General features: G+C 63.5%; 22 protein-coding genes. 15 read left to right on the forward strand and 7 right to left on the reverse strand.

Features of this window, described 5'->3' with window-relative positions; translation table 11 throughout:
* Nucleotides 1-23: 23 nt before the first annotated feature.
* A complete protein-coding gene (locus BRA1417_RS0124620; RefSeq protein ID WP_007590726.1) occupies nucleotides 24-521 on the reverse strand; it encodes a single-stranded DNA-binding protein in 498 nt (165 codons plus the stop codon).
* Between the two features lie 459 nt (nucleotides 522-980).
* On the opposite strand from BRA1417_RS0124620, the gene BRA1417_RS0124625 reads away from it, so the two are divergent.
* From BRA1417_RS0124625 to BRA1417_RS0124645, 5 genes are all read left to right on the forward strand, one after another.
* The gene (locus BRA1417_RS0124625; RefSeq protein ID WP_027518092.1) at nucleotides 981-1,763 is read left to right on the forward strand and encodes an outer membrane protein; all 783 of its coding nucleotides are present in this window, start codon (nucleotides 981-983) and stop codon (nucleotides 1,761-1,763) included.
* A gap of 229 nt (nucleotides 1,764-1,992) precedes the next feature.
* Entirely contained in the window at nucleotides 1,993-2,682 is a 690-nt protein-coding gene (locus BRA1417_RS0124630; protein ID WP_027518093.1) for an outer membrane protein, read from the forward strand.
* A gap of 277 nt (nucleotides 2,683-2,959) precedes the next feature.
* Entirely contained in the window at nucleotides 2,960-5,941 is a 2,982-nt protein-coding gene (gene uvrA, locus BRA1417_RS0124635) for an excinuclease ABC subunit UvrA (protein WP_027518094.1), read from the forward strand.
* A 119-nt stretch (nucleotides 5,942-6,060) separates the two neighbouring features.
* Nucleotides 6,061-6,639, forward strand: coding sequence for a YcxB family protein (locus BRA1417_RS0124640; RefSeq protein WP_156948909.1), 579 nt, complete (start codon nucleotides 6,061-6,063; stop codon nucleotides 6,637-6,639).
* Nucleotides 6,640-6,680: 41 nt separating this feature from the next.
* Complete coding sequence (locus BRA1417_RS0124645; protein WP_027518096.1) at nucleotides 6,681-7,355, forward strand: HAD family hydrolase; 675 nt, start codon at nucleotides 6,681-6,683, stop codon at nucleotides 7,353-7,355.
* Between the two features lie 49 nt (nucleotides 7,356-7,404).
* Here BRA1417_RS0124645 and BRA1417_RS0124650 read toward each other — a convergent pair whose 3' ends face one another.
* Entirely contained in the window at nucleotides 7,405-8,358 is a 954-nt protein-coding gene (locus tag BRA1417_RS0124650; RefSeq protein ID WP_027518097.1) for a cytochrome D1 domain-containing protein, read from the reverse strand.
* 2 nt (nucleotides 8,359-8,360) lie between these two features.
* Nucleotides 8,361-8,942, reverse strand: coding sequence for an SRPBCC family protein (locus tag BRA1417_RS0124655; protein ID WP_027518098.1), 582 nt, complete (start codon nucleotides 8,940-8,942; stop codon nucleotides 8,361-8,363).
* A 117-nt stretch (nucleotides 8,943-9,059) separates the two neighbouring features.
* On the opposite strand from BRA1417_RS0124655, the gene BRA1417_RS45695 reads away from it, so the two are divergent.
* Together BRA1417_RS45695 and BRA1417_RS0124665 are read left to right on the forward strand one after the other, a co-directional pair.
* The gene (locus tag BRA1417_RS45695; RefSeq protein ID WP_035969514.1) at nucleotides 9,060-9,461 is read left to right on the forward strand and encodes a hypothetical protein; all 402 of its coding nucleotides are present in this window, start codon (nucleotides 9,060-9,062) and stop codon (nucleotides 9,459-9,461) included.
* Between the two features lie 469 nt (nucleotides 9,462-9,930).
* Nucleotides 9,931-12,003, forward strand: coding sequence for a DUF1217 domain-containing protein (locus tag BRA1417_RS0124665; protein WP_027518100.1), 2,073 nt, complete (start codon nucleotides 9,931-9,933; stop codon nucleotides 12,001-12,003).
* A 13-nt stretch (nucleotides 12,004-12,016) separates the two neighbouring features.
* Here BRA1417_RS0124665 and BRA1417_RS0124670 read toward each other — a convergent pair whose 3' ends face one another.
* Both BRA1417_RS0124670 and BRA1417_RS0124675 read right to left on the reverse strand, forming a co-directional pair.
* Nucleotides 12,017-12,877 carry a PCC domain-containing protein gene (locus BRA1417_RS0124670; RefSeq protein WP_027518101.1) on the reverse strand — a complete coding sequence of 287 codons (861 nt, stop codon included), beginning with the start codon at nucleotides 12,875-12,877 and terminating at the stop codon, nucleotides 12,017-12,019.
* Between the two features lie 9 nt (nucleotides 12,878-12,886).
* The gene (locus BRA1417_RS0124675) at nucleotides 12,887-14,494 is read right to left on the reverse strand and encodes an acyl-CoA synthetase (RefSeq protein WP_027518102.1); all 1,608 of its coding nucleotides are present in this window, start codon (nucleotides 14,492-14,494) and stop codon (nucleotides 12,887-12,889) included.
* A 179-nt stretch (nucleotides 14,495-14,673) separates the two neighbouring features.
* On the opposite strand from BRA1417_RS0124675, the gene BRA1417_RS0124680 reads away from it, so the two are divergent.
* Complete coding sequence (locus BRA1417_RS0124680; RefSeq protein ID WP_027518103.1) at nucleotides 14,674-15,030, forward strand: hypothetical protein; 357 nt, start codon at nucleotides 14,674-14,676, stop codon at nucleotides 15,028-15,030.
* Nucleotides 15,031-15,093: 63 nt separating this feature from the next.
* On the opposite strand, the gene BRA1417_RS0124685 is transcribed toward BRA1417_RS0124680, so the two are convergent.
* Nucleotides 15,094-16,023, reverse strand: coding sequence for a tetratricopeptide repeat protein (locus BRA1417_RS0124685; protein ID WP_027518104.1), 930 nt, complete (start codon nucleotides 16,021-16,023; stop codon nucleotides 15,094-15,096).
* Nucleotides 16,024-16,126: 103 nt separating this feature from the next.
* Here BRA1417_RS0124685 and BRA1417_RS0124690 point away from each other — a divergent pair, with 103 nt between their 5' ends.
* Entirely contained in the window at nucleotides 16,127-16,402 is a 276-nt protein-coding gene (locus BRA1417_RS0124690; RefSeq protein WP_018458006.1) for a GNAT family N-acetyltransferase, read from the forward strand.
* Between the two features lie 53 nt (nucleotides 16,403-16,455).
* Here BRA1417_RS0124690 and BRA1417_RS0124695 read toward each other — a convergent pair whose 3' ends face one another.
* The gene (locus BRA1417_RS0124695) at nucleotides 16,456-16,845 is read right to left on the reverse strand and encodes a DUF3597 domain-containing protein (RefSeq protein ID WP_027518105.1); all 390 of its coding nucleotides are present in this window, start codon (nucleotides 16,843-16,845) and stop codon (nucleotides 16,456-16,458) included.
* A gap of 333 nt (nucleotides 16,846-17,178) precedes the next feature.
* On the opposite strand from BRA1417_RS0124695, the gene BRA1417_RS0124700 reads away from it, so the two are divergent.
* The 6 genes from BRA1417_RS0124700 (at nucleotide 17,179) to BRA1417_RS0124725 (ending at nucleotide 22,981) form a co-directional block, all read left to right on the forward strand.
* Nucleotides 17,179-18,087 (forward strand): DUF2189 domain-containing protein, encoded by a 909-nt coding sequence (locus BRA1417_RS0124700; protein WP_027518106.1) that lies wholly within the window; start codon nucleotides 17,179-17,181, stop codon nucleotides 18,085-18,087.
* Between the two features lie 130 nt (nucleotides 18,088-18,217).
* The gene (locus BRA1417_RS0124705; protein WP_027518107.1) at nucleotides 18,218-19,042 is read left to right on the forward strand and encodes a lytic murein transglycosylase; all 825 of its coding nucleotides are present in this window, start codon (nucleotides 18,218-18,220) and stop codon (nucleotides 19,040-19,042) included.
* Nucleotides 19,043-19,515: 473 nt separating this feature from the next.
* Nucleotides 19,516-19,668 carry a DUF1127 domain-containing protein gene (locus tag BRA1417_RS42990; protein WP_007590701.1) on the forward strand — a complete coding sequence of 51 codons (153 nt, stop codon included), beginning with the start codon at nucleotides 19,516-19,518 and terminating at the stop codon, nucleotides 19,666-19,668.
* A gap of 126 nt (nucleotides 19,669-19,794) precedes the next feature.
* On the forward strand, nucleotides 19,795-21,222 hold the full coding sequence (trmFO, locus tag BRA1417_RS0124715) for a methylenetetrahydrofolate--tRNA-(uracil(54)-C(5))-methyltransferase (FADH(2)-oxidizing) TrmFO (protein ID WP_027518108.1): 1,428 nt from the start codon (nucleotides 19,795-19,797) through the stop codon (nucleotides 21,220-21,222).
* A gap of 7 nt (nucleotides 21,223-21,229) precedes the next feature.
* The gene (locus BRA1417_RS0124720; protein WP_027518109.1) at nucleotides 21,230-22,324 is read left to right on the forward strand and encodes a serine/threonine protein kinase; all 1,095 of its coding nucleotides are present in this window, start codon (nucleotides 21,230-21,232) and stop codon (nucleotides 22,322-22,324) included.
* Nucleotides 22,325-22,429: 105 nt separating this feature from the next.
* Nucleotides 22,430-22,981: a CAP domain-containing protein gene (locus tag BRA1417_RS0124725; protein WP_035969516.1), complete on the forward strand. Its 552-nt coding sequence runs from the start codon at nucleotides 22,430-22,432 to the stop codon at nucleotides 22,979-22,981.
* The last annotated feature ends 74 nt before the right edge of the window (nucleotides 22,982-23,055 follow it).

The raw sequence follows: 23,055 nt of genomic DNA on the forward strand, positions 1-23,055 counted from the left end.
CCGCGTTCTCAGAACGGGATCGCTCAGAACGGGATATCGTCGTCCATGTCGCTGTTGCGGCCACCGCCGCCAGCGGCAACAGGGCGCCGCGGGGCGCTGCTAACCGGACCGGAGGAGCCGAAATCGCCGCCCGGCTCGTCGCCGAAGCTGCCGCCTCCCCCACCGCCGCTACGACCGTCCAGCATCGTCAGGGTGGAGTTGAAGCCCTGCAGCACGACTTCGGTCGAGTACTTCTCGACGCCGCTCTGGTCGGTCCATTTGCGGGTCTGGAGCGCACCCTCGACGTAAATCTTGGCGCCTTTCTTCAGGTACTGTTCGGCGACCTTGCAGAGCCCTTCATTGAAGATCACGACGCGGTGCCACTCGGTCTTTTCCTTGCGCTCGCCGGTTGCCTTGTCGCGCCATGTCTCCGAGGTCGCGACGCTCAGATTGGCGATCGGCCGCCCGTCCTGGGTGCGGCGGATTTCAGGATCCTTGCCGAGATTTCCAACCAGAATGACCTTGTTGACACTTCCCGCCATCTCCGCTCTCCGCTCCGAATGCCACTGAATCCAAGAAGGCCGGTCCGCTCCCCGCGTTCCGCCGTGCCTGTTGAGGCGACCCTATACGCTCGCCGAACGCTTGCGGACGACGATCAGTCCGTCACCCCTCCGGTTATCCCCACCTATAGCATCGACCTCAAATTTGTTCCAGATTTGTTCTTGGCGAACGACCGCATCGAATATGTGGCGTCGATCGGCCAACGTAGTGCCGGAAGGCACGCCTGGGATGGAACCTTTGTAGGTTCCCCAAAACGATAGAAAGAACTTAACATTCAGCAAGTTATGGGTACTCACACTGCTCCGTTCTTGTTGCATTTCGGAGACGGACTTTGCCGCCCCGTAGAGCTACGGTTTCCTCGGACTTAGTTCATATGGGCCCTCGCGCCTGATCAGCCGCTTCGGGGAACAAAGAAGCGGACGAACCTGGGGAGACTGGCAATGAATAAGCTTCTTATTGGTGCAATCGGTGCAGTCGCGATGGGCCTGTCCGCTCCCGCAAGCGCGGCGGACATGGCCGCGCGTCCCTACACCAAGGCCCCCGCGCCGGCGATTGCTACCATCTACGATTGGAGCGGCTTCTACATCGGCATCAACGGCGGCGGTGGCTCAAGCCACACGTGCTGGGACTTCGTCACGCCCGCGACCGGCGTTTTGGTGGGCGAAGGCTGTCACAATGCGACGGGGGGCACCGTCGGTGGCCAGATCGGCTATCGCTGGCAGTCCGCCAATTGGGTGTTCGGCCTCGAAGGCCAAGGCAACTGGGCCGACTTCCGGGGCGACAATGTGAGCACCCTCTTTCCGGGTACGGCTTTGGTGACGGGTGATCGCAACCGTACCCGCATCGACGCTTTCGGCCTTATCACCGGTCAGGTCGGTTACGCCTGGAACAACGTCCTGTTCTACGTGAAGGGCGGCGCCGCCGTCGTCGGCGACAAGTACGACATCTACGCTGCTGCGGGTACACCTGGCGCGGGCGCGCTGCTGGCTTCAGCGCGGGAGACTCGCTGGGGTGGCACGGTCGGGGCCGGTCTGGAGTTCGGCTTCGCGCCAAACTGGTCGCTGGGCCTTGAGTACGACCACATCTTCCTTGGCGATCGCACGATCGGCTTCACAACGCCCGCGGGTGCGGTATTCGGCAGCGACCGGATTCGCCAGGATGTCGACATGGGCCTCATCCGCTTGAACTATCGCTGGGGCGGTCCGGTCATCGCAAGGTACTGATCTCGCTCGACATACCGCACTTCGAAGGCCGGCCTCGCGCCGGCCTTTTGCTGTCACAGTCCTCCGATATTAATCGGTCAATAACCGTTCCCTTTTCCGACAGCTGTTGCTCTTGAGTGACACAACTTGCGGCTTCACTGGTGTAAGTACAGCCCAGTTGGGCAGGTGAGTCCGATGCCTTCCCGATTGCGGAAGGTACAATCAGAAACTGGGACTGGGATTACTGAAAATGAAAAAGGTTTGGTTGGCTTCGGCCTGTTTGTTCGCTCTCGCTGCCCCGGCTTCGGCCGCTGATCTCGCGGCGCGCCCCTACACCAAGGCTCCGGTGGCCATGGCTTCGGTCTACAACTGGACCGGCTTCTACCTCGGTATTGTCGGTGGCGGCGCCTGGGAAAATTCCTCGACCGACCCGAAGATGAAGGGCGGCTTCGTCGGCGGTACCGCCGGCTACAACTGGCAGACCGGCAATGTCGTGTTCGGCGTCGAGGCCGATGGCTCCTGGGCTGATGTCAGCGCGTCGGTCACCGGCCCCGTTGCCGTCCCCGGCTTCGGCCTCGTCAGCACCACCCTTAGCTCGAAGACCGATGCGATGGGCACCGTGCGCGGCCGTATCGGCTACGCCGTCAACAACGTCCTGTTCTACGGCACCGGTGGTTACGCCTGGATCGACAACAAGCTCAGCATCAGCGCGCTCGGCGTGACCGTTTCCGACAGCAAGTGGCACTCCGGCTGGACCGTCGGTGCGGGCGTCGAAGCGTTCTTCGCTCCGCAGTGGTCGGTCAAGGGCGAGTACCTCTTTCGCAGCCTCGGCGGCGAGACCTACTTCTCGGGCGCCCTGCCCACCGGCACGCTCGAGTTTCACACCGTGCAGGTCGGCGTGAACTATCACTTCGGGGGCCCGATCGTCGCGAAGTACTGATCTTCGCTTCGACGCCATCCGCGTTACGAAAGGCCGGCCTTGCGCCGGCCTTTTTGTTTGACCGGCCGTTCCTCCGCAGTTCCGCGGGGCCGTGCTCCTGCCAGATGCCGCCAGCGCGCCAACAATCCGTTGACGATTCGCAAACGCCACTGGAAATCCGTTCCCGTTCTTCCTACGTTCGCTCACATACCCATCGGCGCCGATCCCGGTTCCGGGCGAAGCGCGCCTCTTACGTTGGCGCGATCGCGCGCTTTTGGATTCCCTGAGGACCACCAGGATGGATGAAGTGATCAAGGCGAAGCGCCAACAACAGAACGTGGGATCAAACCTGCGCGCAATTACGATCCGTGGCGCGCGCGAGCACAACCTCAAGAACGTCGACGTCGAGATTCCCCGCGACAAGCTGGTGGTGTTCACGGGGCTGTCAGGCTCCGGCAAATCCTCGCTTGCGTTCGACACCATCTACGCCGAGGGCCAGCGCCGCTACGTCGAATCGCTGTCGGCCTATGCGCGCCAGTTCCTGGAGATGATGCAGAAGCCCGACGTCGACCAGATCGACGGCCTGTCACCGGCGATCTCGATCGAGCAGAAGACGACGTCGAAGAACCCGCGCTCCACCGTCGGCACCGTCACCGAAATCTACGACTACATGCGCCTGCTGTGGGCGCGCGTCGGCGTGCCCTATTCGCCCGCCACTGGCCTGCCGATCGAGAGCCAGACCGTCTCGCAAATGGTCGATCGCGTGCTGGCGCTGCCCGAAGGCTCGCGCCTCTATCTGCTCGCGCCGGTCGTGCGCGGCCGCAAGGGCGAGTACCGCAAAGAGCTCGCCGAATGGCTCAAGAAGGGCTTTCAGCGCGTCAAGATCGACGGCGCCTTCCACGAGCTCGCGGAAGCGCCTGTTCTCGACAAGAAATTCCCGCATGATATCGACGTCGTGGTCGATCGCATCGTGGTGCGCGCCGACATCGGCCAGCGCCTCGCCGAAAGCTTCGAGACCGCGCTGAAGCTCGCCGAGGGCCTCGCCGTGATCGAATTCGCGGACGCGCCGGCTGCGGCAGCACCCGCGGAAGAGAAAAAGAAGACCGCAAAGATCCACGACAAGAGCGGACCCGAGCGCATGCTGTTCTCGGAAAAATTCGCCTGCCCGGTCTCCGGCTTCACCATCCCCGAGATCGAGCCCCGCCTGTTCTCGTTCAACAATCCCTATGGCGCCTGCCCCGCCTGCGGCGGCCTCGGCGTCGAGCAGCATGTCGACGAAGACCTCGTCATTCCCGACAAGGAACTCGCCATCGGCAAGGGCGCGATCGCGCCTTGGGCCAAATCCTCGTCACCCTATTACATTCAGACGCTGACTGCGCTCGGCAAGCACTACAAGTTCACGCTGACCACCAAGTGGAAGGATCTGCCCAAGAAGACGCAGAACGCGATCCTCCATGGGTCCGGCGAGGACGAGATCAAGTTCTCCTACGAGGACGGGGTCCGTTCCTATGACACCAAGAAACCGTTCGAGGGCGTCATCACCAATATCAACCGCCGCTATCGCGAGACCGAGAGCGAATGGGCGCGCGAGGAGCTGGCGAAGTATTTCCACGACGTGCCCTGCGAGGGCTGCAAGGGTTTTCGGCTCAAACCCGAGGCGCTCTGCGTCAAGATCGGCGGCAAGCATATCGGCGACATCTCCGAGATGTCGGTGAAGGGCGCCGGCGCGTGGTTCGAGACCGTCCCGGAGGCGCTGAACACCCAGCAGAACGAGATCGCCGGCCGCATCCTCAAGGAGATCCGCGAGCGCCTCACCTTCCTGCTCGACGTCGGCCTCAACTATCTCACGCTCTCCCGCTCCTCCGGCACGCTGTCCGGCGGCGAGAGCCAGCGCATCCGCCTGGCCTCGCAGATCGGCTCGGGCCTGACGGGCGTGCTCTACGTGCTGGACGAGCCCTCGATCGGCTTGCACCAGCGCGACAACGCGCGCCTGCTCGACACGCTCAAGAGACTTCGTGACCTCGGCAACACCGTGATCGTGGTCGAGCATGACGAGGACGCCATCTTGCTCGCCGACCACGTCCTCGACATCGGCCCCGGTGCCGGCATGCATGGCGGCAACATCATCGCCGAAGGCACGCCCGCCGAGATCATGCGCAACCCGAACTCGCTCACCGGCAAATATCTCACCGGCGAGCTCGAGGTCGAGGTGCCGGAGCGGCGCCCGCCGAACCATCGCCGCACCATCAAGGTGGTCAACGCGCGCGGCAACAATCTCAAGAACGTCACCGCCGAAATTCCACTCGGCCTGTTCACTTGCGTCACCGGCGTCTCCGGCGGCGGCAAGTCGACGCTGCTGATCGACACGCTGTACAAGGCGATCGCACGCAAGCTGAACAACGCCAGCGAAGGCGCCGCGCCGCACGATCGCATCGAGGGCCTCGAGCACATCGACAAGATCATCGACATCGACCAGTCGCCGATCGGCCGCACGCCGCGCTCCAACCCCGCGACCTACACCGGCGCCTTTACGCCGATCCGCGAATGGTTCGCCGGCTTGCCCGAGTCCAAGGCGCGCGGCTACGAGCCCGGCCGCTTCTCCTTCAACGTCAAGGGCGGCCGCTGCGAGGCCTGCCAGGGCGACGGCGTCATCAAGATCGAGATGCACTTTCTGCCCGACGTCTACGTCACCTGCGACGTCTGCAAGGGCAAGCGCTACAACCGCGAGACCTTGGAGGTCCTGTTCAAGGGCAAGAGCATCGCCGACGTGCTCGACATGACCGTCGAGGAAGCCGCCGAGTTCTTCAAGGCGGTGCCACGCGTGCGCGAAACGTTCCAGACGCTGCACCGCGTCGGCCTCGATTACATCCATGTCGGCCAACAAGCGACGACGCTGTCCGGCGGCGAAGCGCAACGCGTCAAGCTGGCAAAAGAACTGTCAAAGCGCGCCACCGGCCGCACGCTCTACATCCTGGACGAGCCGACCACCGGGTTGCATTTCCACGACGTCAAGAAGCTCCTGGAGGTGCTGCACGAGCTGGTCGCGCAGGGCAACACGGTCGTCGTCATCGAGCACAATCTCGAAGTCATCAAGACCGCCGACTGGGTCATCGACCTCGGCCCCGAAGGCGGCGACGGCGGCGGCGAGATCGTCGCCTGGGGCCCGCCGGAAGACATCGCGAAAGCGCCGCGGAGCTATACGGGGAAGTTTCTGGCCCCGGTGCTGGCGAAGGCGCGGAAGCCGAAGCGGAGGCGCGCGGCCAGCGAGGCGGCGGAGTAGCGCGGCCTCGCAGTCTTTGTCGCTCTTCGCAGGCCGCAGAACTCTGACTGATGAGAGACAACCTCTGGTTAAGTTGGCTGTCGGGGTATAGATTACTGACCTCTTCCAGGGGGGCAGACTTGAGCAACGCAACTGATCAATCCAATTTTCATTTTGAATTCAACAGTTCCATAGACGAAGATCGATTCTTCAGAACTCTTCTGACCAAAAGGCTGAAGGCGCACGTTGATCGGCGTGGCTTTTGGATCATCACGCTCATCGTCTCCGGGGTGATTATTGCGGTTAGCTGGATCGGCCTGGATCAGGGTTGGCTAACGTCGCCAACTATATTTGCGTTGTTAATCTGCTTTCTATTGGGGCAGATCTACATGGCTTTCTTAACGACGTGGTCCACACGCCGGATATTCGACAAACTGCATGAGCTAGACGGCATGGCGCAGATGACCTGGCGTGTTACTTTTGATGACCTCTCCATCCTCGTGAGAACTCCCAACATTGAAAGCCGGATGTCTTGGGATACGATTGCGGAAGTTGGGGATACCCAGGTCATGGTCGTAATATGGTACAATACAAAGCAAGGTTTTTTCATCCCAGCAAGCGTCTTCGCCGACTCTGCCGCGCGCACGGCCTTTGCGGAATGGGCCAGTAAACGCTTGCGGTCCGCGACTGCCCTGTCGAGCGTGATTAAATCCGTCTGATCCCGAATCTTATCGGCCCGGTCCGCCGGCACTTGCTCCCCATGCCCTACTCCCTCGCCATCTTCGATCTCGACGGCACGCTGGCCGACAGCTTTCCGTGGTTCCTGCGCACCATCAACGACGTCGCCGATCGCTTCGGCTTCTGCCGCGTCGCCGATGAGGATGTCGAGGGGCTGCGGCATGCTTCGTCGCGCGAGATTCTTAGCCGGCTCGAGGTGCCCCTGTGGAAGCTGCCGGCGATCGCGCGGCATGCGCGGCGGCTGAAGGCGGAGGCAGCGGCGGAGATTGCGCTGTTTGCGGGGGTCGATACGATGCTGCGGACGCTGGCGGAGAACGGCGTACAGCTGGCGCTGGTGACCTCGGACAGCGAGGCCAATGCGCGTGAGAAGCTCGGGCCGGCCGCTGCGCTATTCTCACATTTCGATTGCTCGGCATCGCTGTTCGGCAAGGCCGCGAAATTCCGTCGGGTGATGCGGCGCGCGGGTGTGAAGCCGGCCAAGGTCATCGCGATCGGCGACGAGGTGCGCGACATCGAGGCGGCGCGGGCCGTGGGGATTGCCTGCGGCGCGGTGGGCTGGGGTTATGCGGCGCCTGCGGCGCTGCGGGCGCACGGGCCGGATCATATGTTTGATCAGATGGATGAGATTGTATGGACGCTGTGCCCCGGTGCAGTAGCCCGGATGAGCGAAGCGATATCCGGGAACGCCGGTGGATGAGGGGAGCCCTGTCCCGCATGTCGCTCCGCTCATGCGGGCTACGACGGCCCTACTCCGTCCTGCGCAAGAACGCCCCGAACGCGCGCGGACCGTCGCCGGTCTTGACCTCGCCGGTCACCTTCATCTCGACCGCGTCGATGATACTCAATGTATTGCTCTCCCAGCACGCGACGATGACGCGCTTGCCGTCGGCGGTCGCGGCGATGCCTTCGGGATAGTCGCCGACATTGATGCGCTTGAGCGGCTTCAAGGTCGCCAGATCGAACACGCTGACTGTGCCGCCATACTGATCGGTGACGAAGCCGCGGCCCTGCGTCAGTGCCACCGCATAGGGACGCATCCCGACCGGCGCGCGGCCGATCTCGCGCGCCTCTGCGATGTCGATCACCGAGACATCATCGGAGCCGACATTGGCGGTGTAGGCTCGCTTGCCCTCGGCATCGATAGTGACACCGAACGGACGGGTGCCGACCTGGATGGTCGCCCTGCGCTGGCGCGTCGCCGTGTCCACGACCGAGACGCTGTCGTCGTCGCGGTCGGCCGAGAGCAGCAGTTTGCCGTCTGGCGTCACTGCGAGCCCCGACGGCGAGGCACCGACCCCGATGCTGGCCGTGACGCTGCGGCTCGCCGTATCGATCACCCGCACGGCGGCTGCGTACCAGTCCGCGACATAGACGGCGCGGCCATCCGGCGCGACGGCAATGCCAAGCGGCCCGCCGCCGACCTCGATCCGCCCCGCAACCTGCCGCGTTGCCGCGTCCACCACCGTCACCGCTTTGGCATCCGGGCTTGTCACATAGGCAAAGCGCCCGTCCGCGCTGATGGCGACGCCGGCCGGCTTGCCGCCGATCGGGATCGTCGCGACGCTGCGCGCAGTGGCGAGGTCCACGACCATCAGATCGTCGCTGAGCTGGTTGGTGACGAACGCCTCGTCGGCGCACGCGCTGCCGAGAGCGGCACGGCAAATGCTGGCGACGAGCGCCGCCAGGACCGGCGCCCGCACCGTCAGCTTCCGCTCTCGATCTTCTTCTTCAACGACTCGAGGCCGGCCTTGTAGAGCCCGCTCACCGCAGCCTTGGCCGCCTCGTCGCTCAGCTCCGGCGGCGGGTCGTTGTTGGGGAAGCCGCGATAGAACGCGCCGGCCCATTCCAGGGTCGAGCCCTTGCCGTCAGCGCTCGGCGTCACCGTCAACGTCGAGGAGTAGTTGGTCACCGGCAGCACCTTCACGTCCACATTGGTGATCCGGTAGGAATAGCTCATTGCGGCGGCATCGAACTTGTAGAGTTCCTCGTCGACGGTCGCGCCTCCCGTCAGCGTCAGCTTCCGCGTCGCGCCGATCTCGTTGCCCTTCTCGCCCTCGGTCTTGGTAACAGGCGGCAGCCAGCTCATGTCCTGGAAATTGCCCATTGCGGCCCACACCTTGGCCGGGGCAGCGTTGATCTCGATGGATTCGCGCACCTTCTGACGGGTCGGGCCGTGGGCCCAGGCCGATGTCGAAGCCGGGCCAAACGCCGCCGTCAAAGCCGCCGCGCCCGCGGCAGTCAGCACCGCGGCCAGGACCGTGCGCCGTCCAATCGTCACCCTCATCTCGTTTCCTCATGCGTCTCGTTGATCATGCGCGACTTGAAGCGCGCTGGGGTGATGGTAGCGCATTTTGCGGCCGGGGGGAGACCCGTTCGTGGCCGCGTTGCGGCGGGTGTCCGCGTGCCCCACAACCCCTTGCCGCCCGGCGGGCAAAACACCCAAGCAGAGGGTCAATCACGGCGCGCAAAAATATTTCTCTTTATCCGTATTTCGGATTATCATATAGAGAGCCATCCCAACCCGGCCGAGGGGCGGATCGCGATCGTCACGAACGCGGGATGGGACGTGGTGGACGCAGGCGGCGTCGGCGCGAAGGGCTTTGCAGGGCGGGCAACCGTGAGCGAAGGCGTCGCGCACACGACCGGTGCAGCCTGCGTACGGCAAAATCGTGTGGTCCTGGCGCCCGGGGTCTGTGCGCCAAGTGTTGCGGTGATGTGGCGGCCCGACCGGGTCCGCAGCATCAGCCATCCGCAAGGCGACGGGGGCAATAGTGCATCGCTCCCCGGGGAGAGCACGACATAAGCCGTAAAACCACTGCGCAGGGAAGGCCGTGTGTTGGGCTTCACCTGTATGCCGCTGTGCAGCCTCTTGTAGCGCAACCTTCGCACAGTGGACCGTGGGTGCCAGCCGGCACCCGGCCTTCCCTGCGCCCTCGGCATTTTTGAGGGCAAACAATACCGCAAAGCTCGGGCGCGATGTGCCGCGAGGATGCGAAACCGCGCGTATCACCTGAATAGCAGTGCCAGATGAATTCGGGCTCTCGGTCGGAACATATCCGGAACGCAACCCTCGCGAAAGCTGCATCTGAGAAATATGCAGCAACAAACCCCGACATGCGTCGCGAGGGCAAACTGGAATCTGAGATTGCTGTCCGAAATCGCCTTGGAGAACCCAGCTCTGAGACATTTGAGCGGCATGAGGCCCGCCCTCACCTCACGACCCCGCAATGATTGACGGACGTCCGGGACCGTAAAGCCGCGAGGAGTGCGCGATGGTATCAACGTATTTCAGTTACAGCTACATCACGCGCAATCTCAAGCAGTCCCTGACGCGGGTTGAACAGCAACAGGACGTGGCGCGAGAGGCCGCCTATTACAAAGCCCACATCGGCAAGGTGAAGTCCGTCGACGACTTCATGAAAGACTATCGCCTTTATCATTATGCAACGAAGGCGTATGGCCTGGAAGACATGGCCTACGCCAAGGCCTTCATGAAAAAGGTGCTGGAGAGCGACCTCTCCGACGCAAACAGCTTCGTCAACAAGCTGGTCGACAAACGCTACCGCGAGTTCGCCGCGGCATTTTCCTTCAATGGCAGTGCCACGCCGGTTGCGCAATCGGAGAACCAGACCGACGAGATGATCGGTCTGTACACGGCGACCAGGAAGAGCCAGGTCGATGCACTTGCCGGCGACTCGAATTACTACAGCGCCGAAATCGGCAACATCAGCAGTGCAGACCAGCTCCTGAACAACGACCGCCTTCGCAATTATATCTATTCGGCGTACGGGATCGATCAAAGCAAATGGTCGCGTGACACCATCAGCCAGGTCTTGCGCAGCGATCCATCCGATCCAAGCAGCTACGTCAACACCACTTTCGCCTCTCAGCTGAGTGGCCTCAACGCCGATCTTGCTCAGGCCCGATCGGATGTCACCGCGGCCAATTCAAGGATAGCCGACTACACCACCCAACTCTCACAACCGGGCGCGAACGTGACCCAGTTGAACGTCCAGATCCTGGTCGAAAAGCATCATCTGGAGTCATATGCGAGCAGCATTTCCAGCCTCAGCGACCAGATAGGGACGATTGGCCGGTTCGTCGACCTGGCCGGTGCATTCGAGTTTTCCTCCGACGGGTCGCTTCCGTCAGGTGTGTCGGCGCAGACTGCCGCAAATGTCACGATCACGAAACAGAAGTTCGACGACAGCAAGTCCGCCGTCTATTCGGCGGCAAGTCCGTTGAACGAAGCTTTCGCAATCAGGCAATTCAGAACTGCCATCCTCAAGATCAATTCAGTCCAGGCGTTCGTATCGACACCGGGCGTTTATGATTTTGCGCTGGGAGCCGTCGGCCTCGACCCCGCAAACGTCTCGCCGGCGACTGTCAAGGCCGTGCTCGAAAGCGACATCAACGATCCCAAAAGCTACGTCTATACCCTCAAGGACGATCGATATCTGGAGCTGGCACGCGCCTTCAACTTCGACGCAAAAGGCAATCTGACGACCCCCTTGGTGGCTCAGGACTCGGCTGAAGTCCTCCAGATGGCGAAGGACTACGTCATTGGAGCGGTGAAGAGCGCCAGCACGGCAACGCCCCAACAGCAGGCCGCAGTTCGGGCCCAGGCCACGAAGGATGCGTCGGAATATCAGCAGGCGATCGCCGGCATCGACAGCGTTTCCGATCTTCTCGCAAACAGGCCGATGGTCGATTTCATCCTCCTGGCAAAGGGGTTGGACCCCAGGAAGGTCAGCACCGAATTTCTCAAGAAGATCTTCAGCTCCGATCTCAACGATCCAAAGAGCTTCGCGAACACCGAGAACGATCCTCGCTTTGCCGAAATCGTGGCGTCGTTCAATTTCGACAGTAAAGGCAACGTCGCACGTCTTCCGATGATGGGTCCACAGAAGCGGGATCAGTTTCGGGAAGCACAAGCGAACTATGTCGAGCAAAGCCTGGAGCAGCAGCAAGGGGATGCGAATCCCGGCGTGCGCCTGGCGCTCTATTTCCAGCGAAAGGCGGGGGACATCACGTCCGCATATGACATCCTTGCCGACAAGGCTCTTTCGGAGGTGTTCAGGACCACCTTCGATCTGCCTGACTCGATGGCGGCGATGCCGATCGATCAGCAGGCCAAGTTCGTGGACAGATTCATGAAGATCAAGGATCTGTCCGATCCCGCGAAGGTTACAAAGCTGTTGAGCCGTTTCTCCGCCATGTATGACATCAGAAACAGCCAGAGCACCGGCCAGGGCCAATCCCCCCTGCTCAACCTGTTTCAGGGATCGAGTTCGGGGATCAGTGACTCCACGTACTTGGCCATTGCCAAGCTACGCACTCACTGATCGTTCGCCGGAACTAGTCCAACACCTCGAGCACCAGCTCCATGGTCATCAGCACGGGATTGTCGCCACGGATCAGACGGCCCTCCGCCCTGCCGCCGGTATAGTCGATCAGGGCGACGTCGAGTGCGGCTCCGAGCGCGCCGCAGGAGCCGGCCGCAATCGTGCCGGCTGTGACCGCAAGCTCGGTCGCGAAGGGCTCGGTCACGCCGCCATGGGTGAAGCGCGCCCCGATGGTCGAGCCGACACCGCCGTGAATCTTCCCGCGCGCAATGCCCTGCGCGCGGCAGAAGTCTTCGAGGCAGAAGGCGAAATCCTGATTGGGGCGCAGCCGCAGCGCGAAAGCGCGGCTGGTCGTGCGTGCGCCGGTGCGCGCAGTCGCCACCGGCCCGAACAGCTTGAAATTGGTCTCGGGATCGGGCTCGGCGGCAAACATCGCACCATCGACACCGAAGGCCTCGACCTCGAACGGCTCGGCGACAACAGTTTCGTCCGGCAGCATGTGGCCACCACCGGCGCGGCCATCGGCCTCCGTCCACAGCCCATGGCAATGAAAGAACGGCGCGCCATCGCGCATGCCCAGCGTCATGCTGCCGAGCCTGGTGCGCGTCACGCCGCTTGGCCGGAATGTCTCGCTATAGAACGCAGCATTCTCGCTGGTCTTCGACAGCGCCGGCATGACATAGCCGAACGGCCCGAGCGCGCCGCGCCCGAAGCTGAGCACGCCGCCAGCAAATCCCTCCGCGGCAAAACCGCGGCGCGCCGCCTCCAGCAGCGGGAGACCTGCTTGAAGCGTGAAGGAGAAGGGACGCCCCCTCGCCTCTACCCATTGGATGCGTTCGGCGACCGGCGCGCCGGGCTGCTTGATGCTGCGCATGACCTTCGCTCAGCCCGTCCTTGTCTTGTCGAGATCGAGCAGGCCGCGGGCCTCGAGCTCGTCGCGAACCATCCGTTTGGGAATTTTGCCGTAGCCGGATTTCGGCAAGGCCTCCCAAAAAAAGAACCGCTTCGGCATCTTGTAGCGCGGCACCTTGGGCGACAGGAACGCCGCCATCTCCGCTTCACTCACCGGCTTCGCGCCCTCGCGGGCGACGCAGACGGCAACGCCGACCTCGCCCCAGGTTGCATCGGGCACGCCGAGCACCGCGACCTCGCCGACGCAAGGATGGGTCAGGATTTTCTCCTCGATCTCGCGCGGATAGATGTTGGAGCCGCCGGAGATGTACATGTCGGAGGCTCGTCCCGTGATGTAGACGAACCCCTCCTCGTCCATGTGGCCAAGATCGCCGGTGCGGAACCAGCCGTTGCGGAACGCCTTCGCATTGGCTTCGGGATTGTCGTAGTAGCCGGCCAGCACCGCGGGGCCGATCACGCAGATCTCGCCGCTCTGGTTGGCGCCGAGTTCGCGGCCCTCGTCGTCCTGGATCGAGACCTGCATGCCGGTACGCTCGAAGCCACAGGTGCCGATCTTCGCGTGCGGCCCGTCCTCAGGATCATGCAGCGCCGCCGGCAGCACGGTGATGTTGCCGGTCACCTCGCCGAGGCCGAAATACTGCACGATGACCTTGCCGAGCTTCCTCAGCGCAGCCTTCTGGTCCTCGCGATACATCGGCGCACCCGCATAGATCACCTGGCGCAGCGAGGAGTGGTCGTATTTGTCGGCGGCGGGATGCTCGACCATCATCTTCAGAATGGTCGGCACCACGAACAGATTGCTGACCCGATGCGCCTCGATCAGGCGGAACGCCTCGTCGATGTCGAATTTCTCCGTCGGCAGCAGCACCGTGCGCACGCCGCGCGCGGTTTGAACCAGCTGATGCACGCCGGCGCCATGCGACAGCGGCGCCACCACCAGCGAGGCATCCGCTTCGGTGACGCCAGGGGTGAGATCGGCGAGATGGTTGGTGACGACGAAACCCATCTGGCCGTGGGTGAGCACCGCGGCCTTGGAGCGGCCGGTGGTGCCCGACGTGAAGAAGAACCAGCAGGGATCGTCGTGCTCGACCGCGACGTTCTCGACCACCGTGCCGGCGCGCGACGCGACGGCATCCGCAACCGACGTTTCGGCAAATGGCGCCCGACCGTCGATGCTCCAGGTGAATTCCAGCGCGCCACCGCTCACCGCCGCGGCGTGCTCGGGGAAATCGACATGGCACAGAAACGCCTTCGCGCCGGAAGCCTGCGCGAGATAGGCGACCTCGTCCGGCATCAGTCGGAAATTTGTGGGTACCCAGACCGCGCCGAGCCGGAACGCCGCGAACATTGAGAAGAACATCTCGTCGCCGTTCTTGGAATGGACAAGGATGCGGTCGCCCTTAGTGATGCCCCGCGCTGCGAGGGCTGCCGCCAGCGCCGAGACCTGCGCATCGATCTCGCGCCAAGTCCAGGATCTGTCACCCCAGACGAAACCGGAACGCGCCCCATGCCGCCGCGCATTCTGGGTCAGCATGTGAGCGAGATTCATGACGCGGCGAGACATGCGCAGGGGCTGCATCGGGCTTCCTCTTCGGCGGCGGACGGCACGCGAGCCGCCCGCTCATTGCAGCCCATTTATCGTCATCGCCAGTACCCCTGCAAGGCTGCTGGGCGCAGCGCAGCCCATCCCACCGTTCAGGAAATTTTAAACATGATCGGCGCAACCTCGCTCAGTTCTCGCGTACAGAGTGCCGCATCATGGTCAAAGCGCCCGCCTTCCTCCTGTTGTCGCTGGCGCTTGCCGGATGTGCCGTGGGCCCACAAGCGCACCTCGCCTCCGATCCCGCCTTCAAGACTGCGCGCTATGCCTGGGACGGCGCCGGCGAAAATCCAAATCGCCCGCGCGGGGCCTCAGAACCAGCACGGATCGCCCGATCCGAGCTCAACAGGTCGCAAGCCGGGCTTCAGCCCTATTCGAAGGAATGGTGGCAGGCGCAGGACGGCATCGAGGCGGAACAGGATGCCAGGGTCAACCGTTCCCTCGTCATCTGCCAGGGATGCCTGCGCCCGCAGGCGCAGCCGGAGGATTCCAGGCTCGCCAAGGCGACCGATTGAAGCATCCGGACTCTCAGGACCTGATGGAGGTGCAGCCCCGTCGTCGCGAGAAGCGGCCGAGAGCTACAACGCCCCGAGCTTCCGTAACGACTCCTGCGCCGTCGCCAAGCCCGGCTTGAATTCCAGCGCCTTCCTGAAATCGGCGATCGCGCCCTGTTTGTCGCCGAGCCGCAGCTTGGCCTGTCCGCGATTGTTCCACGAGAACACGTCGGAGGGATCGTATTGCAGCGCCTTGTCGTAGTCGGAAAGGCCGCCCTTGCTGTCGCCCTGATAGAGCCGGATCATGCCACGATTGCGCCAGCCGCGCGCGTCGGTCGGCGCAACACGGATCGCCTCGCCATAATCGGCGGCGGCGCGATCGAGCTGCTCGCTGTCGCGATACACGTTGCCGCGGTCGATATAGGCGAGCAGATCTGGTGCAAGCTTGATCCGCGTGGTGTAGTCGGCGATGGCGTGCGCCATGTCGTGCTTGCGGTAATACACCAGTGCGCGATTGGCGTAGGCCATGGCGTATTTGGGATCGCGCTTGATCGCCGCGTCAAAGTCGGCAAAGGCGCCGTCGAGATCGCCCTTGTTGAAACGCGACTCGCCGCGATTGCTGTAGGCGAGCGCCAGCGACGGATCGAGCTTGATGGCCTGGTCGTAATCGGCAATGGCGCGATCATAGTCGCGCTTGAAACTGTAGACACGGCCGCGATTGTTGTAGGCGCAGGCATAGCCGGGGTCGAGCCTGACCGCCTCGTCGAGATCGGACAGCGCCGCGTCGAGCTCGCGCTTCTCCGTCAGACCATGGCCGCGATTGCAATAGGCGCCGGCCAGCCGAGGTCCGCTCTCGCTCTTGGTATCGATTACGATCGAGCAAGCCTTGATCCGCTCGTCCGGCGTGCTGGCCAGTCCGACGCAGGCCTCCCAGGCCGGACCGCCGGCCGCCAACGCCGGCGCCGGCGAGATCAGCGTGGCGAGCAGCGCGATGAGGCTGAGCGGGACACGCATTTTCCGGATATCTCCCCTGCGGCAACCACTCTTGGTCGCATCTTGGCAAGGACCGGTTCAGGCGCCTAGATCAGAGGCAAGCAGCAGGTCGGAAGGATTTTCCATGGCGCCATCGGTACGGGACAACAAGGACAGAAGCCGCTTCGAGCTCGATGTCGGCAGCGAGATCGCCTTCGCCAATTACCGGCTGACGCCGTCGGCGGTGATCATCACCCACACCGAGACGCCGCGCGCGCTGCGCGGCCGTGGCATCGGCTCCGAGCTGGTCAAGGGCGCGCTGGAATTGATCCGCCGCGACGGCAGGAAGGTGATCGCTGGCTGCGGCTTCGTCGTCGACTATCTCGACAGGCATCCGGAAGATGCGGATCTCGTCGCCTGAATGCAAAAGGGCCCGCGCGATCGCGGGCCCTTGGATTGCGACCGGGCGATCGGTCAGTGCTTGATCTCCGGCGGCAGCTTGCCGCCATTCGCCGCGAGCTTGGACATCACCTGCTTGTGCAGCCAGACGTTCATGGTCGCGGAATCGTTGGTGTCGCCGCTGTAACCGAGCTCCTTGGCGAGGTCCTTGCGCGCGGCGAGGCTGGAATCGATGTCGAGCGCCTTCATCAGGTCGACGATCGAGGTGCGCCATTCCAGCTTTTCGCCCTTGTGCGCGGCGGCCGCCGCGTCGACGATCGAGGCAACGTCCACCGTCGCCGCGGGCGCCGATCCGCTCGGCGCGGCCCCTGCGGGCGCGCTGCCCGACGGTGCGCTACCCGCGGGCGCGGCGGAAGCTGGCTGGCTACCGAAGATCGCGCCCATAATTTTCCCGAAAATGCTCATGTCTGCTCCCCGAAAAGGACCCGCTGGAGGGCCTTGAGTGGCACTTATAGACCAAGTTGCGTCGTTGCACCCGCAAAGTTCCGCGGACCAGCAAGCAGCATCAGCTTATCTACGGCGAAATGACGACCGAATGACATCATCGAGGTTGCGCTGCGGCATCGAATCTCACCCAAGCGTGAGGGACAGGACTCGTGAATGGGCGTACGCTTGACGTTCAGTTCGCGATGCCATCCGGAATTCGCGTCTGGTTGGGGATCGCGAAACTCAGAACAGCGGCCGCTCGCGCCGTTTGCTGGCGCCAGATTCGGCTGCATGGCAAGGGAGCTAGCGACCATGGCCACACTCTACCCGGGCAATGTCCCCTCTATGGCCCAGACCGCCGAAGCGGCTGGACCGGTGATCCGAACGATCCAACTCTCCGATCTGAACGATGCGCTCAAGCGCGGCTGGGACGATTTCAAGGCGGTGCCGAGCCACGCCATCATCCTCTGCGTGATCTATCCTGTGCTGGGCCTCGTGCTCGCCCGCGTGGTGATGGGCTATTCAGTGCTGCCGTTGTTGTTTCCGCTGGCCGCGGGCTTCGCGCTAATCGGCCCGTTCGCGGCGCTCGGTCTCTACGAGCTCTCCAGCCGGCGCGAGCGCTATGAGGAGGCCAGCGCCTGGGATGCTATGGAGGTGCTGCGTTCGCCCTCCTTCGGCGCCATGCTCGGTCTCGGCGCGCTGCTGCTGGCCCTGTTCGTGACCTGGGTTGCGACCGCGCAGGCAATTTACGTCGCTGCGTTCGGCTATGAAGGCGCGTCCGGGATCTCGGACTTTCTGACGCGCGTGCTCACGAGCCGGCAAGGCTGGTGGCTGATCGTGGTCGGCTGCGGCACCGGCTTCCTGTTCGCCCTTGCCGCGCTCTGCATCAGCGCCGTGTCGTTCCCGCTGATGCTCGACCGCCATGCCGGCGCGTTCGAGGCCATGGTGACGTCGCTGCGCGTTGTCGCGAAGAACCCGGTGCCGATGGCGGCCTGGGGCCTGATCGTGGCCGTCCTGCTGGCGCTGGGCACGATTCCGGCCTTCCTCGGCCTTGCCGTAGTCGTCCCCGTGCTCGGCCATGCCACTTGGCATCTCTACCGCAAGGCAATCGCGGCCGATCCGGGCGCGCGTCCGGTGCCGCCTCCGCCACATCGTCCACGCAAGCCGGCCGCCGACTTCCCCGCCAACCTCTTCCCCTGGCGCAATCGGACCGACGTCTGACGATTTCGTGACGTGCGATCCTGCCCCGGAGCGGGCAGGATCGCGCACTGTCATACGCCTTGCTTTGGCCGCGGTTTCCATCGAGATTGCGCCCGCCGTTCAGATCACTTCACGGAATTTATTTGCTCGAATGACCCCGACGATTTCTCGTCTCGCCCTCGCAGCCTTAGCCATCACCGCATCCATCCTATCCGCTCAGCCCGCGCTCGCCGCTGTTGCCTGCGGTTCGGGCAATTTCGACGCGTGGCTTGCAGACTTCAAAACCGACGCCGCGGCCAAAGGCGTCTCGCAACAGGCCATTTCCGCCGGGCTCGCCGGTGTAACGCTCGATCAGAGCGTGCTCAACCGCGACCGTTCGCAGAAAGTCTTCAGCCAGACCTTCGAGGAGTTTTCCGGCCGCATGGTGCCGCCGCGCCTGACGCGCGGCTCCAACATGATGAAGCAATACGGCTCGGTGCTGTCGCGCATCGAGCAGACCTACGGCGTGCCTGGCGAGGTGCTGGTCGCGATCTGGGGTCTCGAGACCGATTTCGGCGTCAATACCGGCAAGTTCGCGACCATCCGCTCGGTGGCGACGCTGGCCTATGACTGCCGGCGCGCCGAGCAGTTTCGCGCCGAGCTGCTGGATGCGCTGCGCATCGTCCAGCGCGGCGACCTCGCACCGGCCGACATGAAGGGCGCCTGGGCCGGCGAGCTCGGCCAGACCCAGTTCATGCCGTCGTCATGGATGAAATACGCCGTCGATTTCGACGGCAATGGCAAGCGCGATCTCCTGCACAACGCTCCCGACGTGCTCGCCTCCACCGCGAACTATCTTGCCGGTTATGGCTGGCAGAAGGGTAAGGATTGGCAGCCTGGCAGTCCAAATTTCGCGGTCCTGCAGCAGTGGAACAAGAGCGAGGTCTACTCCAAGACCATCGCTTATTTCGCGACCCAGCTCGCGCGCGCCCCTTAGATGCTTGCTGGATAACGCGCGTAGGGCCGATCGCTTGGCGCCCGCCGCTTCTCTGGCGCTTTTATCCCTGCTTGCCCATGATGGCGTGCGTCGCCCTGGTACGCATGACCAATGAATGAACATAAATTCATTTTTCGCGCCATTGCATCATGCGATTCGCGCATGCATGACTTGGGTATAGAAGCTATTCAGTCAACTTGCGGACGACCAGAAAGCAACTTATTTCGCCCTGAATGGAACCGTCTCATCCGCAGTAAATCCGTGAATTGACGGGCTTTTTCAGTGCCCGTCTTCCTGTTTCGCCCGCCCTTTGGGCGGGAGTGCTTCCGGGTTAATCGTCCGTTACCAATGCCATGCGTTGAGCGCTTAGCTGCATCGCAACATCGGAACTTTCGCACTGCACCACTCTCACCTATATTCATTTCAACGATGAGGCTCGGGCAAGAGCTGAATCGAACTACAGGAGACTACCAATGCTGCTCTCGCTCATCCGCATGATCCAAGCTTTCCGGGACTATCAGCGCAATGTTGCCGAGCTGTCCCAGCTCAGCGATCGCGAATTGGCCGACATCGGCCTCGATCGCTCGGACATCCCGCGCGTTGCCGCCGGTCAGTATCAGGGCTGATATCGTTCAGCCCTTAACCGGACGAACCGATAGCGCCCGCCTCGTGCGGGCGTTGTCGCATCCGGAGGCAGAAAACTCGATCTCGGCGATTCCACTGATCGCCGAAAAGCGCTACCTGTCCGCCCCATGACAGGACCCCAATCAAATACCGTGCACGTGATCGGCGCAGGCCTTGCCGGCTCCGAAGCCGCCTGGCAGGTGGCCAAATCCGGCGTGCCCGTGGTGCTACACGAGATGCGGCCGACCCGCACGACCGAGGCACACCGCACCGACGGGCTTGCCGAGCTCGTCTGCTCCAATTCGTTCCGCTCGGACGATGCCGCCAACAACGCCGTCGGCCTGCTGCATGCCGAGATGCGCCGCCTCGATTCGCTGATCATGCGCGCCGCCGACGCCAACCAGGTGCCCGCCGGCGGCGCGCTGGCAGTGGACCGCGACGGCTTCTCAGCGGCCGTCACCAAGGCGCTGAACGATCATCCCCTGATCGAGATCGCGCGCGGCGAGGTCGCAGGCCTGCCGCCGGCCGAGTGGAGCAACGTCATCGTTGCGACCGGCCCCCTCACTTCGGCGCCGCTGGCCGACGCGATCCGCGAGTTGACCGACGAGAACGCCCTCGCCTTCTTCGACGCGATCGCGCCGATTGTGCACCGCGAATCCATCGACATGTCGGTGGCCTGGTTCCAGTCGCGCTACGACAAGGTCGGTCCCGGCGGCACCGGCGCCGACTACATCAACTGCCCGATGACGAAGGAGCAGTATGACGGCTTCGTCGCAGCGCTGGTCGCCGGCGAGAAGACCGAATTCAAGGAATGGGAGACCAACACGCCCTATTTCGACGGCTGCCTGCCGATCGAGGTCATGGCGGAACGCGGCCCCGAGACTCTTCGCCACGGGCCGATGAAGCCGGTCGGCCTCACCAATCCGCACGATCCCACCACAAAGGCGTACGCGATCGTGCAGCTGCGCCAGGACAACAAGCTCGGCACGCTCTACAACATCGTCGGCTTCCAGACGAAGCTGAAATACGGCGAGCAGCAACGCATCTTCCGCACCATTCCCGGGCTGGAGAAGGCGGAATTTGCTCGCCTCGGCGGCCTGCATCGCAACACCTTTCTCAACTCGCCAAAGCTGCTCGACGGCCAGTTGCGCTTGCGCGCGCAGCCGCGGCTGCGTTTTGCGGGCCAGATGACGGGCTGCGAGGGCTATGTGGAATCCGCCAGCGTCGGCCTGATCGCCGGCCTCTATGCGGCAGCGGATGTCCGCGGCGAGACGCTTGCGAGTCCGCCGGTCACGACGGCGCTCGGATCCCTGCTCGGACACATCACCGGCGGCCATATCGAGACCATCGAGCCCGGCACGCGCTCGTTCCAGCCGATGAACATCAATTTCGGCCTGTTCCCGCCGCTCGCCAGCGCACCGACCAAGAAGCCCGACGGAAGCCGACTGCGCGGGAACGAGAAGACGGTGGCCAAAAAGCAGGCGATGAGCGCGCTGGCGCTCGCCGATCTCGATCGCTGGATCGCCGATCACCTGCGCATTGCCGCCGCGGCGTGAGTTTTCGATGAACCTTCCCAAAGACGACGCCGCAACACTCTCGGCTCGATGGACCGAGGGCGTGCTGCTCAAGCGCGATGTGTTCTCGACCGTCGAGCGCGGCCGCTTCCGCGACGATGACGGCGAGGTCGACGCGGTGCTGCGCCGCCTCGACGAGGTGCCGTGGTGGTCATTCCTTTTGGCGCGCCATCTGTTCGCCCGCGAGACGCATGCGCTGGCACTCGCCAAGGGACTCAATGTCGGCCCCGAGCTGCTGTGGGCCGGACGCCGCGCGCTGGTGCGCAGCTTCGTCGATGGTGTCGCGCTGCATCTGGCGAAGCCGCATGGGGACCTCGCCTATTTTCGCTCGGCCAAGGCCGCGCTGCGCCGGCTGCGCCGCGCCGGCATTTGCCACAACGACCTTGCCAAGGAACAGAACTGGCTGGTCGGCCGCGACGGGCTCGCCTACGTGACCGACTTCCAGCTCGCGGCTTGCTTCAACCGGCGCGGCCGGCTCTATCGCACCCTCGCCTATGAAGACTTGCGGCATCTGCTCAAGCACAAGCGCTCCTACGCGCCTGAAGCGCTGACGCCGCGTGAGCGCAAGATCCTGGCGAAGAAGTCGTTCGCCGCCAACCTGTGGCTCGCGACCGGCAAGAAGGTCTATCGGGCAATCACCCGCGGCCTATTCAACTTCACTGACCGTGAAGGCGGCGGCCGAAGGCTCGTCAACGACGCGCCGGTGCTGGCGGAATTGATCCGCAAGAATCCTGCCGTGCGCGATACCGCCATCGTCGCCTTTGCCGACCGCCGCTCCGGTGTCGGGCTCTATGCCTTCGTCGAAGCCGATCAGGCCGCGCTCGAAGGCCAGTTGCGGAACGAGCTCACCGCCACCAAGGGGCCGAAGCCCCCGGAACACATCCAGGTCGTGCACGCACTGCCACGCAATCCGGACGGCAAGCCGCGCACGGAGATCCTGCAACTGGTCGCCATGAACCAGCTCGACCTGATCGAGCCGATGATGAAGAACGACCAGGACCGTGCTTTCCTCAAGGACATCCTGGAGCAGCGCAAGAACCTGCGCGATCGCTTCAATTTCGAGGCCGACCTGCCGGCGGGCTAGCGTGGATCACGCCTTGAAGCGTCCACATTGGCGATAGAGAAGCGATCCGATAATTCGAACTTGGCGGGGGGACTTGGCGGGGTCATGGGCACTCGGGGGACGATGATGCATCGTGTGGTTGGCGGCCTGATCGCCGTCCTTCTGCTGCTCGCCACCACGTCCGCAATGGCCGATTCTCCGGCCGAACTGATCTCCAGCTTCCGCCTCAAGCATGGTGAGGTCCGCGTCATCCGCGATTCGACCCTCGACCGCATCGCCATGGACCAGGCGCGCGCGATGGCGACGAAGGACGACCTCAGTCACGACGCCCTCGGCCCGTTCAACCGCCGCGTCGCACCGGCCGGCGCAGGCCGCGCCGCCGAGAACATCGCCTACGGCTACGACAATTTCGAGAAAACCCTGGGACAGTGGATCGACTCGTCCGGACACCGCAAGAACCTGCTGCTGCACAACGCGTCCCGCGTGGGGATCGCGAGCGCGAAAAACGCCAGCGGCAAACGCACCTATTGGGCGATGGTGATCGCCGGCGACTACGAGCCGAAGGGCAAAGGCAAGAAGGATAGGGAGCCCCTCGTTGCCGTGAAACGCGAAGCCGCTCCTGCGAGCAAGCCCAAATCCGGCGGCTGCCACATCAAACTGCTCGGCCTCTGCATCTGAGGCGAGACGCCACGCCGGAAGCATTGTTGCGCGCGCTTCTCCGACCGGCCAATATGATCGCGCCGCTATCCTCA

Origin of the sequence: Bradyrhizobium sp. WSM1417 (assembly GCF_000515415.1) — a bacterium.
GTDB lineage: Bacteria > Pseudomonadota > Alphaproteobacteria > Rhizobiales > Xanthobacteraceae > Bradyrhizobium.

Bases quoted from the DNA above. Each gene is read 5' to 3' on its own strand.
- BRA1417_RS0124620 (WP_007590726.1), bottom strand. From the start codon at position 521: ATGGCGGGAAGTGTCAACAAGGTCATTCTGGTTGGAAATCTCGGCAAG.
- BRA1417_RS0124625 (WP_027518092.1), top strand. From the start codon at position 981: ATGAATAAGCTTCTTATTGGTGCAATCGGTGCAGTCGCGATGGGCCTG.
- BRA1417_RS0124630 (WP_027518093.1), top strand. From the start codon at position 1,993: ATGAAAAAGGTTTGGTTGGCTTCGGCCTGTTTGTTCGCTCTCGCTGCC.
- uvrA (WP_027518094.1), top strand. From the start codon at position 2,960: ATGGATGAAGTGATCAAGGCGAAGCGCCAACAACAGAACGTGGGATCA.
- BRA1417_RS0124645 (WP_027518096.1), top strand. From the start codon at position 6,681: ATGCCCTACTCCCTCGCCATCTTCGATCTCGACGGCACGCTGGCCGAC.
- BRA1417_RS0124655 (WP_027518098.1), bottom strand. From the start codon at position 8,942: ATGAGGGTGACGATTGGACGGCGCACGGTCCTGGCCGCGGTGCTGACT.
- BRA1417_RS0124665 (WP_027518100.1), top strand. From the start codon at position 9,931: ATGGTATCAACGTATTTCAGTTACAGCTACATCACGCGCAATCTCAAG.
- BRA1417_RS0124670 (WP_027518101.1), bottom strand. From the start codon at position 12,877: ATGCGCAGCATCAAGCAGCCCGGCGCGCCGGTCGCCGAACGCATCCAA.
- BRA1417_RS0124675 (WP_027518102.1), bottom strand. From the start codon at position 14,494: ATGCAGCCCCTGCGCATGTCTCGCCGCGTCATGAATCTCGCTCACATG.
- BRA1417_RS0124680 (WP_027518103.1), top strand. From the start codon at position 14,674: ATGGTCAAAGCGCCCGCCTTCCTCCTGTTGTCGCTGGCGCTTGCCGGA.
- BRA1417_RS0124685 (WP_027518104.1), bottom strand. From the start codon at position 16,023: ATGCGTGTCCCGCTCAGCCTCATCGCGCTGCTCGCCACGCTGATCTCG.
- BRA1417_RS0124690 (WP_018458006.1), top strand. From the start codon at position 16,127: ATGGCGCCATCGGTACGGGACAACAAGGACAGAAGCCGCTTCGAGCTC.
- BRA1417_RS0124695 (WP_027518105.1), bottom strand. From the start codon at position 16,845: ATGAGCATTTTCGGGAAAATTATGGGCGCGATCTTCGGTAGCCAGCCA.
- BRA1417_RS0124700 (WP_027518106.1), top strand. From the start codon at position 17,179: ATGGCCACACTCTACCCGGGCAATGTCCCCTCTATGGCCCAGACCGCC.
- BRA1417_RS0124705 (WP_027518107.1), top strand. From the start codon at position 18,218: ATGACCCCGACGATTTCTCGTCTCGCCCTCGCAGCCTTAGCCATCACC.
- BRA1417_RS42990 (WP_007590701.1), top strand. From the start codon at position 19,516: ATGCTGCTCTCGCTCATCCGCATGATCCAAGCTTTCCGGGACTATCAG.
- trmFO (WP_027518108.1), top strand. From the start codon at position 19,795: ATGACAGGACCCCAATCAAATACCGTGCACGTGATCGGCGCAGGCCTT.
- BRA1417_RS0124720 (WP_027518109.1), top strand. From the start codon at position 21,230: ATGAACCTTCCCAAAGACGACGCCGCAACACTCTCGGCTCGATGGACC.
- BRA1417_RS0124725 (WP_035969516.1), top strand. From the start codon at position 22,430: ATGCATCGTGTGGTTGGCGGCCTGATCGCCGTCCTTCTGCTGCTCGCC.